The 19,629-nt window shown below is 64.2% G+C and carries 20 protein-coding genes and 1 pseudogene; 13 read left to right on the top strand and 8 right to left on the bottom strand.

Annotated elements, in window-relative coordinates; translation table 11 throughout:
- The first annotated feature begins 55 nt into the window (after window positions 1-55).
- The 3 genes from NFH98_RS02725 to NFH98_RS02715 are packed head-to-tail and all read left to right on the top strand — an operon-like array spanning window position 56 to window position 1,882.
- Window positions 56-832, top strand: a complete 777-nt coding sequence (locus NFH98_RS02725; RefSeq protein WP_045993072.1) for a pseudouridine synthase — start codon at window positions 56-58, stop codon at window positions 830-832.
- Window positions 832-1,629, top strand: coding sequence for a tRNA cyclic N6-threonylcarbamoyladenosine(37) synthase TcdA (tcdA, locus tag NFH98_RS02720; RefSeq protein ID WP_045993071.1), 798 nt, complete (start codon window positions 832-834; stop codon window positions 1,627-1,629). Before NFH98_RS02725 ends, tcdA begins: the two co-directional genes overlap by 1 nt.
- Window positions 1,630-1,648: 19 nt before the next feature.
- A complete protein-coding gene (locus NFH98_RS02715) occupies window positions 1,649-1,882 on the top strand; it encodes a DUF1653 domain-containing protein (RefSeq protein WP_045993070.1) in 234 nt (77 codons plus the stop codon).
- Window positions 1,883-2,247: 365 nt separating this feature from the next.
- Here NFH98_RS02715 and bfr read toward each other — a convergent pair whose 3' ends face one another.
- From bfr to lptF, 5 genes are all read right to left on the bottom strand, one after another.
- Window positions 2,248-2,733, bottom strand: coding sequence for a bacterioferritin (gene bfr / locus NFH98_RS02710; RefSeq protein WP_045994716.1), 486 nt, complete (start codon window positions 2,731-2,733; stop codon window positions 2,248-2,250).
- A 350-nt stretch (window positions 2,734-3,083) separates the two neighbouring features.
- Window positions 3,084-3,290, bottom strand: coding sequence for a (2Fe-2S)-binding protein (locus NFH98_RS02705; RefSeq protein WP_045994717.1), 207 nt, complete (start codon window positions 3,288-3,290; stop codon window positions 3,084-3,086).
- A 351-nt stretch (window positions 3,291-3,641) separates the two neighbouring features.
- Entirely contained in the window at window positions 3,642-4,121 is a 480-nt protein-coding gene (locus tag NFH98_RS02700; RefSeq protein ID WP_045994718.1) for an RDD family protein, read from the bottom strand.
- Window positions 4,122-4,305: 184 nt separating this feature from the next.
- Entirely contained in the window at window positions 4,306-5,370 is a 1,065-nt protein-coding gene (lptG, locus tag NFH98_RS02695) for an LPS export ABC transporter permease LptG (RefSeq protein WP_222515692.1), read from the bottom strand.
- Window positions 5,367-6,449 (bottom strand): LPS export ABC transporter permease LptF, encoded by a 1,083-nt coding sequence (gene lptF / locus NFH98_RS02690; protein ID WP_222568259.1) that lies wholly within the window; start codon window positions 6,447-6,449, stop codon window positions 5,367-5,369. Before lptF ends, lptG begins: the two co-directional genes overlap by 4 nt.
- A gap of 194 nt (window positions 6,450-6,643) precedes the next feature.
- Between lptF and NFH98_RS02685 the strand changes: the two genes are divergently transcribed.
- From NFH98_RS02685 to NFH98_RS02660, 6 genes and pseudogenes are all read left to right on the top strand, one after another.
- Window positions 6,644-8,161: a leucyl aminopeptidase gene (locus tag NFH98_RS02685; RefSeq protein WP_222515693.1), complete on the top strand. Its 1,518-nt coding sequence runs from the start codon at window positions 6,644-6,646 to the stop codon at window positions 8,159-8,161.
- 241 nt (window positions 8,162-8,402) lie between these two features.
- Window positions 8,403-9,497: a branched-chain amino acid aminotransferase gene (locus NFH98_RS02680; protein WP_287163275.1), complete on the top strand. Its 1,095-nt coding sequence runs from the start codon at window positions 8,403-8,405 to the stop codon at window positions 9,495-9,497.
- A gap of 66 nt (window positions 9,498-9,563) precedes the next feature.
- Window positions 9,564-10,088: a DNA polymerase III subunit chi gene (locus NFH98_RS02675; RefSeq protein WP_287163277.1), complete on the top strand. Its 525-nt coding sequence runs from the start codon at window positions 9,564-9,566 to the stop codon at window positions 10,086-10,088.
- A 208-nt stretch (window positions 10,089-10,296) separates the two neighbouring features.
- Window positions 10,297-10,587: a nucleotidyltransferase family protein gene (locus NFH98_RS02670; RefSeq protein WP_349590292.1), complete on the top strand. Its 291-nt coding sequence runs from the start codon at window positions 10,297-10,299 to the stop codon at window positions 10,585-10,587.
- Between the two features lie 88 nt (window positions 10,588-10,675).
- Window positions 10,676-10,942 (top strand): annotated as a pseudogene (locus tag NFH98_RS02665) (HepT-like ribonuclease domain-containing protein); the annotation flags it as partial.
- A 227-nt stretch (window positions 10,943-11,169) separates the two neighbouring features.
- Entirely contained in the window at window positions 11,170-14,016 is a 2,847-nt protein-coding gene (locus NFH98_RS02660; RefSeq protein ID WP_349622178.1) for a valine--tRNA ligase, read from the top strand.
- A gap of 120 nt (window positions 14,017-14,136) precedes the next feature.
- On the opposite strand, the gene NFH98_RS02655 is transcribed toward NFH98_RS02660, so the two are convergent.
- Both NFH98_RS02655 and NFH98_RS02650 read right to left on the bottom strand, forming a co-directional pair.
- Window positions 14,137-14,484, bottom strand: a complete 348-nt coding sequence (locus tag NFH98_RS02655; RefSeq protein ID WP_108448503.1) for a DUF3024 domain-containing protein — start codon at window positions 14,482-14,484, stop codon at window positions 14,137-14,139.
- 11 nt (window positions 14,485-14,495) lie between these two features.
- Window positions 14,496-14,738: a hypothetical protein gene (locus NFH98_RS02650; protein ID WP_108448502.1), complete on the bottom strand. Its 243-nt coding sequence runs from the start codon at window positions 14,736-14,738 to the stop codon at window positions 14,496-14,498.
- A gap of 267 nt (window positions 14,739-15,005) precedes the next feature.
- Between NFH98_RS02650 and NFH98_RS02645 the strand changes: the two genes are divergently transcribed.
- Complete coding sequence (locus NFH98_RS02645) at window positions 15,006-15,812, top strand: hypothetical protein (protein WP_349622177.1); 807 nt, start codon at window positions 15,006-15,008, stop codon at window positions 15,810-15,812.
- Between the two features lie 24 nt (window positions 15,813-15,836).
- Here the strand turns inward: NFH98_RS02645 and NFH98_RS02640 are convergent, their stop codons facing one another.
- Window positions 15,837-16,298 carry an META domain-containing protein gene (locus tag NFH98_RS02640; RefSeq protein WP_124804938.1) on the bottom strand — a complete coding sequence of 154 codons (462 nt, stop codon included), beginning with the start codon at window positions 16,296-16,298 and terminating at the stop codon, window positions 15,837-15,839.
- 226 nt (window positions 16,299-16,524) lie between these two features.
- Here NFH98_RS02640 and NFH98_RS02635 point away from each other — a divergent pair, with 226 nt between their 5' ends.
- The 3 genes from NFH98_RS02635 (at window position 16,525) to NFH98_RS02625 (ending at window position 19,625) form a co-directional block, all read left to right on the top strand.
- The gene (locus NFH98_RS02635) at window positions 16,525-16,929 is read left to right on the top strand and encodes a DoxX family protein (RefSeq protein WP_045991298.1); all 405 of its coding nucleotides are present in this window, start codon (window positions 16,525-16,527) and stop codon (window positions 16,927-16,929) included.
- 272 nt (window positions 16,930-17,201) lie between these two features.
- Window positions 17,202-18,665: a DASS family sodium-coupled anion symporter gene (locus NFH98_RS02630; protein WP_108131217.1), complete on the top strand. Its 1,464-nt coding sequence runs from the start codon at window positions 17,202-17,204 to the stop codon at window positions 18,663-18,665.
- A 495-nt stretch (window positions 18,666-19,160) separates the two neighbouring features.
- Window positions 19,161-19,625 (top strand): NfeD family protein, encoded by a 465-nt coding sequence (locus tag NFH98_RS02625; protein WP_108131216.1) that lies wholly within the window; start codon window positions 19,161-19,163, stop codon window positions 19,623-19,625.
- The last annotated feature ends 4 nt before the right edge of the window (window positions 19,626-19,629 follow it).

The raw sequence follows: 19,629 nt of genomic DNA, 5'->3' as shown, positions 1-19,629 counted from the left end.
ACATGGCGACAATAGCGCGCCTCGAGCCCGCATTCACGCCATAGGTATCGCCGCGATGTCCCTGCCCTTGCCCATTCTCTACCAGGACGACGATCTGGTGGCGGTGCACAAGCCGTCAGGGCTGCTGGTGCATCGCAGCGCGCTGGCCCGTGGCGAGCGCGAATTCCTGCTGCAGCGCCTGCGCGACCAGTTGGGCCAGCGGGTCTACCCGGTGCATCGGCTCGACCGGCCTACCTCGGGCGTCATGGTGTTCGCGCTGTCCTCGGACATGGCCCGGCGGCTGGCCGAGGCCTTCACCGAGCGCCAGGTGACCAAGCGTTACCTGGCGGTGGTGCGCGGCATCGGCCCCGAGACCGAGCGCATCGACCGGGCACTGCGCGAGGAAGACGGTAGCCGGCCCAAGGCCGAGATGCCGGCGATGCCCGCGATCACCGAGGTGCGCCGACTCGACAGCGTGGAGCTGCCGGTACGTATCGACCGCTACCCCCAGGTTCGCTACTCGCTGATGGAAGCCCGCCCGCTGACCGGCCGGCGCCACCAGATACGCCGTCATCTGTCCGGCATCGGCTACCCGATCATCGGCGACGCCAAGCACGGCAAGGGCAATCACAACCGCTTCTTTCGCGACAGCCTGGACTGCGATCGGCTGCTGCTGGCGGCGACCTCGCTCGAGTTCGAGCACCCTCGCCATCGCACCCCGATGGCGCTGTGCTGCCCGCTGGACGCCTGCATGACGCGGCTGTTCGACCGTTTCGGCTGGCGCGCCCACCTGCCCCGGCCAGTCAGCACCACCAACGCCAACGTGACCGCAACGACCCAGCGAGATTCCTGATGAGCACTGACCCCAGCGACAACGACTATGACCTGCGCTTTGGTGGTATTCGCCGTCTCTACGGCACCACCGCCAGCGCCCGTCTGGCGCAAGCCCACGTGGTGGTGGTCGGGGTCGGCGGTGTCGGCAGCTGGGCGGTGGAGGCGCTCGCCAGAAGCGGCGTCGGCAAGCTGACCCTGATCGACCTCGACGACGTCTGCGTATCCAACGTCAATCGTCAGCTTCACGCCCTCGACGGCACCATCGGGCGGCCCAAGGTGGAAGTGCTGGCCGAGCGCTGCCGGGCCATCCACCCCGGCATCGAGGTCGTCGCCGATGTCGCCTTCGCCACCCCGACCAATCTCGCCGAACGCATTCCCGAGGACGCCGATCATCTGATCGACGCCATCGACAGCGTGGTGGCCAAGGCCGCACTGATCGCCTGGTGCAAGCGCCGCAAGCTGCCGCTGACAGTCACCGGTGCCGCCGGCGGCCAGACCGACCCCACCCGGATCAAGGTGGCCGACCTGACCCGCACGGAGCATGACCCCCTGCTTGCCAAGGTGCGCTCGCGCCTGCGCCGCGACCACGGCTTTTCGCGCAACCCCAAGCGCCGCTTCAGCGTCGAGTGCGTCTACTCCGACGAGCAGCTGGTCTACCCCGGCCAGGACGGTGAGGTCTGCCACACCAAGCCTGGTGCCGGCGAGTCCACGCGCCTGGACTGCGAGAGCGGCTTCGGCGCCGCCACCTTTGTCACCGGCAGCTTCGGCTTTGTCGCCGCCTCGCGGGCGCTGGCCAGACTGACCCGGGTAAAATGAGCCAGACAAGGAAACGACCATGACAACCCCGCAATCCCCCCTTCCGGTGCCCGGCATCTATCGCCACTACAAGGGCCCGCTCTACGAGGTGACCGGCGTCGCCCACCACAGCGAGAGCGAAGAGGCCCTGGTGGTGTACCGCGCGCTCTACGGCGACTACGGCCTGTGGGTGCGCCCGCTTGAGATGTTCTGCGAGAGCGTCGACGTCGAAGGTGTCACCACTCCACGCTTTGCCCTCGAGAAGGCGTTCTAGGGCTTGTCTGAAAACTGCCTGCGCTCGGTAATACGGCGTTAAAAATCGGCTGGTGCGCCAGCCCGGTCAAAATGCTCATTTACACCCCGTAAACTGCGCTTTCTCACCGATTTTTGCCTTGTCTAACCATCGCTCGTCGACTTTTCCGACAGCGCCTAGCAGACCCTGACGGCGCCCGGATCCATGTCGTCGGTCCGACGCTGCCAGTTCGATAACGCTGGTCCAACTGCGCCAGCCCGGCGAGGCGAGTCCATACGCCCTGGCCAGCGCGCAGGCAACGGAACACGCAGACGCAAAAAGGGGAAGCCGCTGGCCTCCCCTTTTTGCTTGCCTGGGCGCTGTCGATGCAATGCGCCAGCGCTAAATCACTCTTCGCCGCCAGCCTTTTGCATTTGCGTCTGCAGATACGCCTGCAAGCCGACCTTGTCCATCAGACCCAGCTCAGTCTCGATGATGTCGATGTGCTCTTCCTCGTCGTCGAGGATCTTCTGGAACAGGTCACGGCTGACGTAGTCCCGCACCTGCTCGCAGTAGGTGATGGCTTCGATCAGGTCGTCACGCCCGGTATGCTCCGCGGCCAGGTCGGCCTCGAGCATCTCGCGGGTGTCCTCGCCGATATGCAGCTTGCCGAGGTCCTGCAGGTTGGGGATGCCTTCGAGAAAGAGGATGCGCTCGATCAGAATGTCGGCGTGCTTCATCTCTTCGATGGACTCGTCGTACTCCCACTTGGCCAGCCGGGCCAGGCCCCAGTCCTTGTACATCTTGGCGTGCAGGAAGTACTGATTGATGGCCACCAACTCGTTGCCCAGCACCTTGTTGAGATGCTCGATGACCTTGGGATCGCCTTTCATGGAAAACTCCTCAGTGCTTGCCGGACTTGTGCTTGCCGGTCATGTGCTTGCCGGTGATTGCCGACCGGCCGTGGCCAGTCGTCGTTGATCGAACCGTCTTGCATCGGACGCCGCAGAGGCGACGTCTCTCCTTGGCCTCGCCCGCCTTCACAGGGCAACAGACGCGGGGCTACAGACACACTGGCACGACAAGCAATGCCCTACCAGCTCCCGTCAAGAAGCAGTATAGGGCATACATGAAAAAACTCAATAAAATCAGAATCTTGAAAACCGCAACTACAACGATATCGATTGCTAATTCAAAAGACTACCGCAAAGGAAGTAGCGCAAGAGCGTACCGACGACCAAGGCTATACCGCATAGGCCAGCGCTTCGACTTCCAGACTCGACGCTTCCTGGATGGCGTCGCGGGTGATCTGCTTGCCCACACAGGCGCATTTGCCGCACTGGGTGCCACAACCGGTCTCACGCTGAACCTGACGCCAGCTACGCGCGCCGTCATCGACGCTCTGACGAATCTGTCGGTCACTGACCCCTTTGCACAGGCATACGTACATCGCCATCTCTCCTGAATCACTATAGCCAATGTAAATGATTCCCATAGCGACACGCAACCTTTTCAAGAGTAATTCGTATTTACTTTAGCTAAAGATTTGAATTTACATGACTCAGCTCAAGCGCTGCCCCTGCCGACAGCCAATCGACAGGCAATCGACAGCATCCAGAAAACCAGGAACGAAACAGAGGGGTGCGACTCGTGCAGGCTGGATGGGGAGGGGCCGAGCAGCATCTCAGTGAGAACGTCGGCCGGGCGCTGCAGAGGGTGAAGGGTCGATGGCAGACGCTCGAGTCGGGCTGAGGGGTAAGCTGCCCTGTTCAGGAGTCTTGCGTAAGCGCTCGTTGCAGGGTTATCGCTTCGCCGCCTTCGGCAGCACTACCACCTGAGTGCCAGACGCCAGATCCGCCCAGCTGCGCCGTTCTGCGTCGAACAGCACCCACCAGTGGCCCAGCCCCAGCGGCACGAAGGAAAACGCTCCCACGGCGAAGCGCAGCATGGTCTGACGCAGGCTGATGGGCCCGCCGTCGAGGGTCTGGACGCGCAGGCGCCATGCCTGCATCCCCAGGGTCATGCCCCCGCGGCGCCAGAAGAAGGCAAAAAAGGCAAAGGCCGCGACCACCAGCAGCAGTCGCAGGCTGAGCACCTGCCAAACGCCTGCCCCCACCTCTTCCGGGGCCAGGCCCAGCAGCTTGCGCACCACCAGCACGTGCAGGGTGGTGATCGCGATCCAGATGGCCAGCAACAGAAAGCTGTCGTAGAACATGGCGCCCAGACGCCGGCCCAGCCCTGCGGGCCAGACATCATCGAGATGGGGAAAACGTCGTGTCATCGGGTTTGCTCAGCAGGTGAAGTCTCGGCAGGACGCACGCTAACGTTGGCGCCGGGACTATCGAGAGTGCCCAAGCCGGCGCCAGGCATGCCGCCCTTCACCCCGACCGCCTCGATAGATGAAGTCCCAGCAAGGCGCACACTAACGTTGGGGCCGGGTCGATCGAGAGTGCCCACGCAGTCCTTCACCCCGACCGCCTCAATAGGTGAAGTCCCAGCAGGGCGCACACGAGTGTGGGGGCCAGCACCGCCCAAGCCGGCGAAAAGCCGAATACCGTGGAGGCCGGTGCCAGCAGATCCTGCAGGTACTTGAACACCAGCCCGGTGATGACCCCGTAGAATACCCTCGTCCCGGCGGCCACGGTGCGCAGCGGGCCGAACACGAAGGACGCCGCCACCAGCACCAGCGAGGCCATGGTCAGGGGCATCAGCATCTTCTGCCAGAAGTACAGAAGCGGCTGGGTGGCCTCCAGGCCCTGCTCGTCCAGATAGTCGGCGTAGGCCCACAGCTCGCTCGGTGCCTGGGTCTCCACGTCGCGCAGCAGACGCGACAGCTGAGTCGGCGACAGGCTGGTGTCCCAGCGCAGGCTAGCCACCTTGTCGACCTCGGTGCGGTCATCGGCAAAGCGGGTCGTCTCGACCTGCTGCAACTCCCAGAAGTCGCCCTGCCACACCGCACGCCTGGCAGTGGTTACCGAATCCAGCCGGTGGCCGTCGAATTCGTAGCGGGTCAGATCCAGCACGGTGTCGTCGGCGCGAATCGCACCAAAGCGATAGAAGTCGTCGCCCTCGCGCTGCCAGCCACCGCGTTCGGTGACCACCGCGCCCTCGCCCTGCATCTGCTGCACCTTCCAGGCGTGGGCGAACTGCTCGGTTCTGGGGCTGACGAACTCTGCCACCGTCAGCACGATCACCACCACCAGGATGATCGGCTTCATCACCCCCCAGACGATGCGCGCCAGCGACCGTCCCGCCGCCCGCATCACCGTCAGCTCGTTGTTGGAAGCCATGCTGCCGAGTCCGATCAGGGCGCCGATCAGCACGCCTACCGGGGCATACTGATAAAAGCGCCAGGGCAGGCGCATGCACAGAAACAGGAAGACCTCGAAGGCACCATAGCCGCCTTCGATGTCTCCGAGGTCATCGATATAGGTGATGATCAGGTCCAGGCCCAGCAGCACCACCTGCACTACCAGAATGGCAGCGAGGACGTTGCGGGCGATGTAGCCGTCCAGGCGATCGAGAATCATCCGCTCATTCCCTTGCGTTGGGCATTGAAGGCCAGTCCCAGGCCGAGGATCAGGAAGCCTGCGTGGATCGGCCACATGCCGATGACGGCAGGCAGGCTGCCGCTGCCGATGGCGTCCATGGCCGCCAGCAGCAGACTCAGGTAGGCCACGTACAGAAAGATCGCCGGCAGCAGCTTGGCAAAGCGGCCCTGGCGTGGATTGACCCGGGACAGCGGCTGGGCCAGCAGGGTCAGCACGAACACCATCAGGGGAGCGCCGAGTCGCCACTGCAACTGGGCCCTGGCCTCGGGCGAAGCGTCATTCAGCAGGGTCGTGGTGGTGGCAAACTCCGCCGAGTCGGTCTCGACCGCCTCCACCGCCCGCGCCAGACGCACGGCGTAGGTACCGAACTCGAGCCGCTCGGCGTCGGCGCGACCGGCCTCTGCGCTATAGCGTTCACCGTCTTCCAGCACCAGATAGCGACTGCCGGTGTCCGGATCCACCGACTGGTAGCCCTGGGTCGCCCGGGTCACCACGCTCTCGGGCGAGCCATCACTGCGCTTCTGGCGTTCGCTGATGAACACCTCCTGCATGCGCTCGCCGTCCTCGGACACATCGCTTGCATAAGCGATACGCCCACTGCCGAACTCCTGGAAACGCCCAGGCGCCAGCGCCGAGAAGTCGAGCTTGCTGCGCTGTTCTTCCAGCACCAGCTCGTTGTGCAAGGCACCGGCGGGGGTCAGCCACAGGCTGAATATCCCGACCAGCAGTGCCACCAGGGCGGCGGGCACCAGGCTGACCGTCAGCAAGCGGTTGGGGCTGGTGCCGCAGGCCACCAGCACGGTGATCTCGCTGTTGAGGTAGAGCTGGCCGTAGGCCAGCAGAATTCCGAGAAAGAACGCCAGCGGCAGGATCAGCTCGAGAAAGCCCGGCATGTGATAGAGCATCAGCGAACCGAGGATGTTCGCCGGGATCTCGCCTTCGGCGGCGTTGGCAAAATAGCGGATAAACCGACTGCCCATGATCACCAGCAGCAGCACCCCGGCCACCGCCGACATGGTCAGCAGAATCTCGCGGGTGAGGTAACGGAATATGATCAATGCGCGCTCCTGCTCTCGGTCGTCCTCACCGGTCGTCCCTGATCCAGTATAGGTCCTTGATCGACGTCTCTACCCGATCGATCGCTGCGGCCACGGTGATCATGCAAACCCCGGGGGCCTTGGGTACACTGGATGGACTCGGCATCGTGCCGGCATTATCCAGAATCCCCCCACACTTGTCTTGTGGAGTCAGCATGGAATTCCCTGTAAAGACGGCCAACCCGGTCAAGATCGAGACCGCTTGCCTGGTCATCCCGGTGTTCAAGGACGGTGAACTTACTCCTGCCGCCGCCAAGCTCGACGACGCCAGCGAGCGTCTGATCGGACAGTTGATCGAGCGTGGCGATTTCAACGCCAAGCTCGGCAACGTCCAGCTGGTGCCCTTTGCGCCTGGGCTGTGCGCCGACCGCCTGCTGCTGGTCGGCTTCGGCGAGCGCGACAAGTGCCACGAAGGCGCCTTCTGCAAGGCCGTGGACGCCGCCTTCGCGAGCCTCGGTCAGCTGACCGTGGACGAAGTCTCGGTAGCCCTCACCGACGTGCCCGTCGAGGATCGTGACGCCGGCTGGAAGGCCCACAAGATCGCCGAGAGCGCGCTGCGCGCCAGCTACCGCTTCACCGACTTCAAGCAAGACAGTGGCCCGGCTCCCAGCCTCAAGACGGTGTCGATCCTGCTCAGTGAGGGCGAAGACCAGAACGCGGCCAGCGAAGGCGCCCGCCAGGGTGCCGCCGTGGGCCAGGGCATCAACCTGGCCCGCCAGCTCGGCAACCTGCCGGGCAACGTCTGCACGCCGCGCTACCTCGCCAGCGAGGCCGAGCGCCTGGCCAGCGAATCCGATGGCGCCCTGACCACCGAGATCCTCGACGAGGCAGCCCTCGAGGAGCTCGGCGCGCACTCGCTGTTGTCGGTCGGTCATGGCAGCGACGAGCCGTCGCGACTGATCGTGATGCGCTATCAAGGCGCGGACGACGAAAACGAGTCGCCCCACGTGCTCGTCGGCAAGGGCATCACCTTCGACACCGGCGGCATCTCGCTCAAGCCCGGTGCCGGCATGGACGAGATGAAGTTCGACATGTGCGGCGCCGCCAGCGTGTTCGGCGCGGTTGCCTCGATCCTGGCGATCAAGCCGAAGATCAACCTGGTCGCCATCGTCGCCGCCGCCGAGAACATGCCCAGCGGTCGCGCGACCAAGCCTGGCGACATCATCAAGACGCTGAAGGGGCTGTCGGTGGAGGTGCTCAACACCGACGCCGAGGGCCGCCTGGTGCTGTGTGATGCCCTGACCTACGCCGAGCGCTTCGAGCCGGCCAGCGTCGTCGACATCGCCACCCTCACCGGTGCCGCCATCATTGCGCTTGGCCACCACGCCACCGGCCTGATGTCCAACGACGACGACCTGGCGCTGGACCTTCTCGACGCCGGCGAAACCGCCTGGGATCGCGCCTGGCATCTGCCGCTGTGGGACGAGTACCAGGAGCAGCTGGACTCCAACTTCGCCGACCTGGCCAACATCGGCGGGCGCCCGGCGGGCACCATCACCGCCGGCTGTTTCCTGTCGCGCTTCGCCACCGACTTCCCCTGGGCGCACCTGGACGTGGCCGGTACCGCCTGGAACAGCGGCAGCGCCAAGGGTGCCACAGGCCGCCCGGTGGGCCTGCTGACCCGCTACCTGCTCGACCGCGAGGCAGAGGTGGTCAACACCGACCAGGACTGACCCGGCAAGTCCGCCGTCCACGCGGGCGCCGACAGACGTCGGCACCCGCCCCGGCGGGCTTCCCCGTCCTACAGGCTTTCCCGACCCACAGGCTTTCCCGAAAGGGCGAGCCTGTGTCATTCTGATTCCATCGGCAGGCGCGATGCCTGCCCACCCCATCCCGGTCGAGCCCCCTGACTCGACCTCGATCCGCTGTCGCCGCAGAGCCCTTGCGGCGCGATACGATTCTGGAGAACGACCCGTGTCCATCCAAGGCTTCTCGCTCGAGCCCAACGCCAACGCCACCGACGCGAGCATCCGTAACACCATTCTCGAGAACCCGGGCTTCGGTCGTCACTTCACCGACCACATGGCCCACATCCGCTGGACCGAGGACGCCGGCTTCCACGGCCATCAGGTACGTCCCTACGGCCCGCTGTCACTGGACCCGGCCGCCTCGGTGCTGCACTACGCCCAGGAAATCTTCGAGGGCATGAAGGCCTACCGCCACGCCGACGGCAGCGTCTGGACCTTCCGCCCGGAAAAGAACGCCGCGCGCTTTCGCGCCAGCGCCCGTCGCCTGGCCCTGCCGGAACTGTCCGACGAGGACTTCATCGGCGCGGTCAAGGCGCTGGTCGCCCAGGACATCGACTGGGTGCCGACGCCGGCAAGCGCAGCCGAGGAATCCAGTCTCTACCTGCGCCCCTTCATGATCGCCTCCGAGGCCTTCCTTGGCGTGCGCCCGTCCAAGGAGGTGGACTTCTACGTCATCGCCTCGCCGGTGGCGGCCTACTTCAAGGGTGGGGTCAAGCCGGTATCGATCTGGCTGTCGTCGAACTACAACCGCGCCGCCCCCGGCGGCACCGGCTACGCCAAGTGCGGCGGCAACTACGCCGCCTCGCTGCTGGCCCAGAAGGAAGCCGCCGACCACGGCTGCGACCAGGTGGCCTTCCTCGACGCCGTGGAAAACACCTGGATCGAGGAACTCGGCGGCATGAACCTGTTCTTCGTCACCCGTGACGGCCGTCTGGTCACCCCGCGCCTGACCGGCACCATCCTCGAGGGGGTGACCCGGGATTCCATGCTCGAATTGGCCAAGGATGAAGGCCTGACCCCGGAAGAGCGCCCCATTAGCATCGACGAGTGGCGCGATGGCGTGGCCTCCGGCGAGATCACCGAGGTCTTTGCCTGCGGTACCGCCGCGGTCATCACCCCCATCGGGCGACTGGTCAGCGAGGACGGCGTGATCGAGCACCCCGAGGGCAACGAGCTGGCCAGTCGACTGCGCAAGCGTCTGCTCGACATCCAGTACGGCCGTGTCGAAGACACCCATGGCTGGCTGACCCGTCTTGCCTGATCCGGCTCCTTCCCTACTAAAAGGCCGCCCCCGGGCGGCCTTCGTTCAGCCATCAAGTCAGAGCGCATGACCAAGATCGACTTCTACATCCTGCCGGACACCACCCTCGAGGCCCGCCTCGCCTTCGCCTGTCGGCTGACCGAGACCATCGCCCGCAAGGGCTACCGGCTCTACCTGTACGCCGAAGACGAAGCCATGGCCCGGGAGCTCGACCAGCGTCTGTGGGACTTTCGTCCCGACGCCTTCGTCCCCCATGCGCTCGAGGCCGGGGGCGGGGCCGATGCAAGAGCGGCCGGGGGCGGGGCCGGTATGCAAGAGACCGGCGACGGGTCGCAAGAGGCCGGTATCGAGAACGCAAGGCCGGTACCCGTCACCATCGGCTGGCAGGGCCCGCCGCAAAGCCTCGACCCGCCGCCCCAGGCGATGCTCAACCTGTCGCCGGAAATCCCCGAGTGGTTTTCTCGCTTCGAGCGAGTGGCCGAGATTATCAACCAGCACCAGGACGTACTGACGGTCAAGCGCGAGTGCTGGAAGACCTACAAGCAGCGCGGCTACCCGGTCACACCGCACCACCTCAAGGGTCAGGGGTAGGCACGCAGAGCCGGGCCTGGGCCTAGCCCGAAACCTCGACGAGCGCAGGCAATTTTCAGACAAGCCCCACGCTCGCCACGCCGGTGGATTTTCGTACAATCTGATACCCTACAGACAGGACTGCCCGGCTCGGTATCGATCAGGTGTCGTTCGAAACTCTGCACAGGACAAGTCGGCTGACATGCTGCCCTGTCCCAGGAGGCGCGCAGTGGACAAGCAAGCGCTGCTGAGGCTCCTCAGAGCCCATATGCCAACCCTTGCCAAGACTTTCGGCGTCGAGGAACTGGCCATCTTTGGCTCAGTCGCGCGTGGCCAGGAAGACGAGCACAGCGATATCGACCTCCTGGTTCGGTTCGACGGCCCGGCCACCTCAGCGCGTTATTTCGGTCTGCAGTTCTATCTGGAGGACCTGACCGGCAAGCCCGTCGACCTCGTCACTGACAAGGCCCTGCGCTCGGAATTGCGCCCTGTTGTCGAACGCGAGGCCCTCAGTGTCTGACCGCACCCCGCATCGAGAATGGCGCTTCTATCTGAGCGATATGCGCGGGTTCCCGGAGAAGGTCCCGAAGTAGACCCAGGGCTTCGATAAAGCCACCTTCACCGCTCAAGAGCTCGTCTTCGATGCCACACTGAGAAACCTTGAACTGATCGGTGAAGCTGCCACGCACATACCCGCAGAGGTACGAGTTCACTATTCCGACATTCCCTGGCGCATGATTATCGCAACTCGGAACCGTTTGATTCACGCCTACCTTGGCATCGATCCCGATACCATCTGGAGTATCGTGACAGACGATATTCCCGCCTTGCTGACACACCTCGTGACCATCGAAAACGAGCTATCCGAGCATTAGCCCTGAGCCAGCCACCAACCTTCAGAATCGTCCCTGGCGCCCCCTGACGCCCCGCCTCGGATCAGGGTATAATCGAGCCCATTTTTCGCAGGCCTCACTCGCGCAACCGCTCTTCGGCGGGAAGCTTTCGAGCCCGAGCGCCGGCTGTCGAACTCCAAGCCCAGCGCCATGCGCGAGCCTCTGTCTCGTGCCTGGCATGCCCCGGGCTCCGCTAGCAAGAGTACCCCATGGACAAGACCTACCAACCCGAAAGCATCGAAGCCCGCTGGTACGAGCGCTGGGAAAAAGACGGACGGTTCGCGCCCTCGGGCAAGGGCGACCCCTTCGCCATCATGATTCCGCCACCCAACGTCACCGGCAGCCTGCACATGGGTCACGCCTTCCAGGACACCATCATGGACACCCTGATCCGCTGGCGGCGGATGCAGGGTCGGAACACTCTGTGGCAGGTGGGCACCGACCACGCCGGCATCGCCACCCAGATGCTGGTGGAGCGCAAGGTCGCCGCCGAGGAAGGCAAGACGCGCCACGACCTGGGGCGCGAGGCCTTCATCGACAAGGTGTGGGAATGGAAGCATGAGTCCGGCGGCCATATCACCCGCCAGCTCCGTCGAATGGGCGCAAGCCTCGACTGGAGCCGCGAGCGCTTCACCATGGATGAGGGCTTCTACAAGGCGGTGCAGGAGGTCTTCGTCCGCCTGTACGAAGAGGATCTGGTGTATCGCGGCAAGCGCCTGGTCAACTGGGACCCGACGCTGAACACCGCCATCTCCGATCTCGAGGTCGAGAATCGCGACCAGCAGGGTCAGTTCTGGCACTTCCGCTATCCGTTGGCCGACGGTGTCACCACCGACGCCGGCCTCGACCATCTGGTGGTCGCCACCACCCGCCCCGAGACCCTGCTCGGCGACAGCGCCGTGGCGGTCAATCCCGACGACGAGCGCTACGCCTCGCTGGTCGGCAAGTTCGTCGAGCTGCCGCTGGTCGGCCGTCGCATCCCCATCGTCGCCGATGAGCACGCCGACATGGACAAGGGCTCGGGCTGCGTGAAGATCACCCCGGCCCACGACTTCAACGACTATGAAGTCGGCAAGCGCGCTGGTCTTCCGCTGATCAATGTCTTCTCGAAGACCGCCCATATCCTCGAAGCCGCCGAGGCCTTCGACATCCAGGGCCGTCCGCTGACCGACATCGACACTAGCCTGCCTGCGGCATACGCCGGCCTCGACCGCTTTGCCGCTCGCAAGGCCATCGTCGCCGACATGGAGGCCAAGGGCCTGCTCGAGAAGACCGAAACGGTCAACAACACCCTGCCCTACGGCGATCGTTCCGGTGACGTGATCGAGCCGCTGCTGACCGATCAATGGTTCGTGGCGGTGGAAACCCTGGCCAAGCCGGCCATCGAGGCGGTGGAAAACGGCGACATCCAGTTCGTGCCCAAAAACTACGAGAACATGTACTTCTCGTGGATGCGTGATCTGCAGGACTGGTGCATCTCGCGCCAGCTGTGGTGGGGCCACCGTATCCCTGCCTGGTATGACCAGGAGGGCAACGTCTATGTGGCGCGCACCGAAGCCGAGGCCCGCGAAAAGCACGGCATCGCAGGCGACGTCGCCCTGACCCAGGACGAGGACGTACTCGACACCTGGTTCAGCTCCGGGCTGTGGACCTTCGGCACCCTCGGCTGGCCCGAGCAGACCGAAGAGCTCAAGACCTTCCATCCCAGCAGCGTGCTGGTGACCGGCTTTGACATCATCTTCTTCTGGGTCGCGCGGATGATCATGCTGACCCTCAAGTTCACCGACGAGGTGCCGTTCAAGACGGTCTACGTCCACGGCCTGGTGCGTGACGGCCAGGGCCAGAAGATGTCCAAGTCCAAGGGCAACGTACTCGACCCCATCGACCTGATCGACGGCATCGATCTGGAGGCGCTGGTCGACAAGCGCACCGGCAACATGATGCAGCCGCAGAAGGCCAAGGCCATCGCCAAGGCGACCCGTTCGGAGTTCCCCGACGGCATCGAGGCCCACGGCACCGACGCCCTGCGCTATACCTTCCTGTCCCAGGCCACCACCGGTCGCGACATCAAGTTCGACATGGGCCGGCTGGACGGCTACCGCAACTTCTGCAACAAGCTGTGGAACGCCTCTCGCTACGTCTTGATGAACGCCGAGAACGAGGACTGCGGCCGCGAAGGCGGCGAGGTCGAGCTGTCGCTGGCCGACCGCTGGATCGAGGCCCGCCTGCAGCAGACGGTGGATCAGGTCACCCGGGCGATGGAGGAGTTCCGCTTCGACCACGCCTCCCAGGCGCTTTACGACTTCGTCTGGAACGAGTACTGCGACTGGTATCTGGAGCTGTCCAAGCCGGTACTGTGGGACGAAGGCGCCAGCGAGGCCGCCAAACGCGGCACCCGGCGCACCCTGGTGCGGGTGCTGGAAGCCAACCTGCGCCTGGCCCATCCGATGATGCCGTACATCTCCGAGGAGATCTGGCAGCGCGTGGCGCCGCTCGCCGGCACCCTGGAGGGGGACAACGACTCGCTGATGGCCAAGGCCTGGCCGCTGGCGGACGAGGCGTTGATCGACCAGGACGCCATCCGTGACATCGAATGGCTCAAGGGGGTGATCGTGGCGGTGCGCAATATCCGCGCCGAGATGAACATCGCCCCGGGCAAGCCGCTCGACGCCCTGCTGACCAAGGGCAGCGAGGCCGACCAGGCGCGCCTGAGCGCCAACCGCCTGTTCCTGTCCAAGCTGGCCAAGCTGTCGTCCATCGAGTGGCTCGATGACGCCAGCACGGCGCCGCTGTCCGCCACCCAGCTGGTCGGCGACATGGAAGTGCTGGTGCCGATGGCAGACCTGATCGACAAGGACGCCGAGCTCGCCCGCCTGAGCAAGGAGATCGACAAGCAGGACAAGTTGATCGGCGGCGTCGAGAAGAAGCTCGCCAACGAAGGCTTCGTGGCCAAGGCCCCGGCCGCCGTCATCGACAAGGAGCGCGGCAAGCTCGAGGAGTACCAGGCCGCCCGCCGGGTGCTGGTCGAACAGCGCGACAAGATCGCGGCCCTATAGTCTGGGCCTAAACCGGCTCAACCGGCCTGAGCACCAGCCGAGTCGACCCCGCCACTGGCGGGGTCGACTTTATTCAGACGTGATAGCAACAGAGAATCTATCGGCTCCCAGCACGCTCGGCTAACCGAAGAAACAGGCCATCTCGTCGCGACCCACCAGTTCGAGAAAGGCTTCCACCGTCCCCACCTGGGGACAGGGCGTATAACCGTGCCACTTCAGGTCCGCTCGCTGCCAGTAGACCTTCCAGACATCCTGACTACGCACGTACTTCGCCTTGGCGACGGGTATCTCCAGTTTCTCGTCAGGTTTGTCATAGCGAGGACTGACTTCGAAGATCTCCAGGCTCTGCCCATCGATACGAAAGGCGAGATCAAGCTTTGATCTCAATTGAGGCGGTGGACGATGCTTCTCGACAAAAGCCACTGCCGCCTTCTCCACTCGCTTTCTCTCCAGATCATTGAATGCCATAAGACGGCCCCCTATTCCTGTAGACCTTGCCTGGCACGCACGATGGCCGCCTCCACCGCCGCCAGAGCGCGTGGCGAATTCTTCCAGCAGCTGGTGTTGAGCATTGATGCCACCTGCTCGGCGATCTCCCGGGCCTCGAACGTCGCCAGATGCTCGAAGGAGTCGATACCAAGCTGCTCGAAGCGACTGATGACGGTCGGCCCTACCCCGTGAAGCGCCAGCAATGCCGCTCTCTCTTCGTTGCTGAAGGCCATCCAGCCCCCCCTGTCATAACATCGCTCTTGATTCGTGCCTGCCCCTCGCCTAAGGCAACCGTCTGCGTCGCCTCAGCCTGATCGGATACGACACAGAGATGACGGTATGACTACAAAATTCAGTTTCTTCTATTAAAGCTTTTTGCGGCACAGTGAAGCTGTCAGCACAGCCGCTCCTTCAGGCCAATCGCCGATTCGGCCGCAGATACGACAGCAGACCGAACAACGGCCATACCAACGCGTACAACAACAATAGACATTTACAACATGACGCACTCGGGCCTTTCCCCCCTGGCGTTCCCTGGCACTGCCGGGCTCGCCACCCTGCCACGCCTTCGCCGCCGAACACGGCGTGCCCTGCTGTACCTGGCCGAGCTGTGTGGCCGTGTCGACCTTCAACGTCGCTGGCTGAATGCCAACGACCTGCCGCTGGTCGACATCGACCCAAGGCGCATCGCGCGCTGCGTCACGCGCTCTGGCTTGAGCCGTGAGTTGATCAGTGAAGGCGACTGGGACATCAGCCATGTTGCACCACTTTGCCAGGCACGCCTGAACGAGACCGCTGCAGTCGAGGACATCTTCGCCCACGACAGGCACTTCCGCGAGACCGCCCAGTACGCCCAGATGCATCAAGCGGTGGCTCGCTATCGTTCCGGCGAGTGCACCGACCCGGCACAGCAAGGCGCCTACTGGTGTCGCAGCGAGGAGGATATCGCTCGCTACTTCGAGACGCTGTCTCGTGCCTACCACGGCATTCGCCGACACGGCTACAAGACCCAGCAAGAACTGGCTCGCCAACACCCCGACGACAGTCGCCACCCCGATGACGAAATGCAGGTATTGATTACCCGGGATGGCGAGGTCGTGCTCGGCTACGGCGGTTCACACCGCCTGGCCATCGTGCAATTGCTGGGACTAGCTTCCGTTCCGGTGCGCGTGGTGGCGATCCATCCCCGGTGGCTCGATCGCTTCCAACAGCGAAAGCACAGCCTGCGATCCTGCCTGCATCATGCAAGCCGCGCTGCAGCCGACATCTCGAGTACCGCGCTCAGGAGGGACAACCGGAGTCGCTGATCGCCCCGATGAACACTGGCCCGGTCAGCTAGCGTCGCGAAAACCGCCCAGCACCAGCGAGTTAGGGCCGAAGAACACCAGTCGGTCATGGTCGATCAGGTAGCGATAGGCGTTGTCGAGCATCTCGCGGACCTGCTGGGCCCCCTGGGGATTGGCACAGGCCATGCGGGTGGCGGTCAGTTCGCTGAAGTCGATACGCTGGCTGTCACCGAAGCTCACCGTGCCGGTGAAGCGATTGCAGCCGTCGCTACCGCTGACACTGCCATCGGAAGCCACCTCGAAGTACGGCTTCTGCGGCATCGACAGGCGATCGCTGGTGCCCACCAGCAACAGGTTCCAGCGCTTGCCGACCAGCGGGCTCGAGACGCTGCCCGGGGCCGCCGTGTCGCCCCCACCCACCGTGGGCCCAGGCTGGCTGGAGCAGGCACTGAGCGCCAGGGTGAAAAGAGCGAAAGCGGCGGTGCGGCGAAGTCGTGACGGAACCATGCTATCTTCCTTGCAGCTGAGTCATCTGGATAAAGCCTAATATGCCAGAATTGCCTGCGTGGTCCGACCGTTTCGGTGATTCTGGTGTTGCGACCGAAGGCACCATGCCGACGTCATCGCGATCATGCTGCGAAGCCACGGATAACTCGGCGCGACTGTTTTCTGCCCAACGCCAGAAGTGAAAGGCTCTCGAGTCAAAAAAGCCCCTAGTGAAAAGGAAGTCACCATGCTCAACGCCCTCGACAACGACGACCTGGGAAAGCTGATCCTGCGCCTGGCCCTTGGCGTGATGATCCTGCTGCACGGCGTCAGCAAGCTGATCAATCCCGGCAGCCTGTCCTGGATCGGTGAAACCCTGGCCTCCCATGGCCTGCCCACTGTGCTGGCCTATGGCGTCCTGCTGGGCGAAGTCGTCGCACCTGTCATGGCGATCCTCGGCTGGAACACTCGCATCGCCGGTCTGCTGATCGCCGGCAACATGGTGGTGGCCATCTATCTGGCGCATATGGGTGAGCTGTTCAGCCTGACCAGCAGCGGCGGCTGGGCGCTGGAGCTGCAGGGCATGTTCCTGTTCGGCGCCCTGGCGATGATGTTCCTGGGCAGCGGCCGCACCGCGATCAAGCCCGACTAGGGACCGTTCACCTCCTCTCGCGCCATGCCGGGCAGTTCCCGGCATGGCGTCGGCCGCAGCCCTCACCCAACTCCTGCACCGTTATCTCCTGCCTTGGCGCTGCGACCTCCTCAGCGCAAGTTGCACTCGACATGACCATTTCGACGAAAGTCGTACTTCTGCTTGATATCCGTCATTCGGACGTCGCTTCGTCTATGCGTAAATAAGCACAACACCTTCGGATTCTCTCTGTGGAGAGGTGATCACTCGATCTTCCCCAAAGGAGCTCGCTTATGCTCGCATTCAAACCGCTTCCCGCCCTGGTCTCGGTGACCCTGGGGCTGGCGCTCTGGTTCGTGGTCCCCGTACCTGACGGGGTCAATCCCGAGGCCTGGCACCTGCTGGCGATCTTCGTCGCTACCATCGCCGCCATCATCGGCAAGACCATGCGCATCGGCGCCCTGGCGATCATTGCCATCACCGTGGTCGCGCTGACCGGCGTCACCAACCCGGACAGTTCCAAGGGCGCGGTCTCCGACGCCCTCTCTGGCTTTTCCAACCCGCTGATCTGGCTGATCGGCCTGGCCATCATGATCTCCCGCGGGCTGTCGAAGACGGGGCTGGGCAACCGCATCGGCTACGCCTTTATCGCCGCCTTCGGCAAGCGCACCCTCGGCATCGGCTACGCCCTGTCCCTGGCGGAGCTGACCATCGCCCCGATCACTCCCAGCAACACCGCCCGGGGTGGCGGCATCATGCACCCGATCATGCGCTCCATCGCCGACAGCTTCGGCTCCTCCCCCGAGTCCGGCACCAGCAAGAAGATCGGCGAGTACCTGGCGCTGGTGAACTATCACGCCAACCCCATCACCTCGGCCATGTTCATCACCGCAACGGCCCCCAACCCCTTGATCGTCGACCTGATCGCCAAGGCCACCGACTCCGCCATCTCGATCACCTGGACCCAGTGGGCGCTGGCCGCGCTGTTGCCCGGCCTGGTCGCCATCGCCTTGATGCCGGCGGTGCTGTACGTGCTGTATCCGCCGGAGCTCAAGCGCACCCCGGACGCCACCTCCTTCGCCCGCGAGCAGCTCACCGCCATGGGCCCGCTCGACCGCGCCGAGAAGATCATGATCGGCGTGTTCGGCCTGCTGTTGATCCTGTGGGCCGGTATCCCGGCGATGCTGTTCGGCCCCGAGTTCAAGGTAAACTCCACCGCGGTGGCGCTGCTGGGACTGTCCATCCTGCTGGTCACCAATGTGCTGACCTGGGATGACATTCTCGGCGAGAAGTCCGCCTGGGACACCATCGTGTGGTTCGCCGCTCTGGTAATGATGGCAAGCTTCCTGGGCAAGCTCGGACTGATCGGCTGGTTCTCCGGGGTCATCGAGGAGGGCATCAGCAGCTTCAATATGGGCTGGTTCGGCATGGCCCTGGCACTGACCGGCGTCTACTTCTACGCGCACTACTTCTTCGCCAGCACCACCGCCCATATCACCGCCATGTACGCCGCCTTCCTGGCCGCCGGTATCGCCCTCGGCATCCCTACCCTGTACATCGCCCTGCTGCTGGCCGGCGCCTCCTCGCTGATGATGTCGCTGACCCACTACGCCACCGGCACCGCCCCGATCATCTTCGGCTCCGGCTATGTGGAACTCGGCACCTGGTGGAAGGCCGGACTGGTGATGAGCCTGGTCAACCTGACCGTCTGGGTCGGTGTCGGCAGCCTGTGGTGGAAGGTGCTGGGGTACTGGTAAGACGCCCGGAAGGCGGGTCCGCTCTTGATCATGGCAGGAGTCTGGTCAACCTGACCGTCTGGGTCGGTGTCGCAGACTCTCTACGGTGGAAGGTGCTGGGGTACTGGCAAGACGCCCGGAAGGCGGGTCCGCTCTTGATCAGGGCAGGAGCCTGGTCAACCTGACCGTCTGGGTCGGTGTCGCAGACTCTCTACGGTGGAAGGTGCTGGGGTACTGGTAAGACGCCCGGAAGGCGGGTCCGCTCTTGATCAGAGTAGGAGCCTGGTCAATCTGACCGTCTGGGTCGGTGTCGCAGACTCTCTACGGTGGAAGGTGCTGGGGTACTGGTAAGCCCCGTAACACGACAGACTTCCAGGCCTCGTGATATTGGACCACGCGCCACCGCAATCGCGGTGGCGCTGTCGTCTGCGGGTCTCGCCGGCTTGCCGGGTCACGGCCGGCGGCGCAGAATCGGACAGGACAGGACGTCATTTCGCTGCTTCCAAGAGGCCCCTCATGGATTTTCTATCTCCCGCGCTGTGGTGGCTGCTGGCCGGACTCGCGGCTCTGCTGGTCGAGCTGCTGACCGGTTCCTACGTGCTGCTGGCCCTGGCGGCGGCACTCGCCCTCACCGCCCTGGCCGCCTGGCTGGGCGCCACTTTCACCCTGCAACTGATCGTCCTGGCGCTCGCCTGTGCCGTGCTGGTGCCGCTGGCGATTCGACAGCTCAGACGACGCGGCCGAGGCGCGAAAAAAGGCTTCGGCGTGGCTGGCAGCGGTGGAGGCCGCGGTCAACGCTTCGTGCTGGTCAGCCGCGACTTCGATGACGCACCCTGCATCAAGCTCGACGGTGATCTCTACCGTGCCAGCCTGGCGGACGAAGCAGGGAGTGGTCCTGCCCTTCGTCCGGGTGACGAGGTAACGCTGGTCCGCTTCGAGGGCACCCAGGCGGTGGTCCGTCCCGCCGGCGAAGGTTCTTGATCCC

This window comes from Halomonas sp. H33-56 (genome assembly GCF_040147035.1).
GTDB lineage: Bacteria > Pseudomonadota > Gammaproteobacteria > Pseudomonadales > Halomonadaceae > Halomonas > Halomonas litopenaei.
Note: the sequence above shows the minus strand (reverse complement) of the source record. Positions and strands in the feature narration are given on the sequence as shown.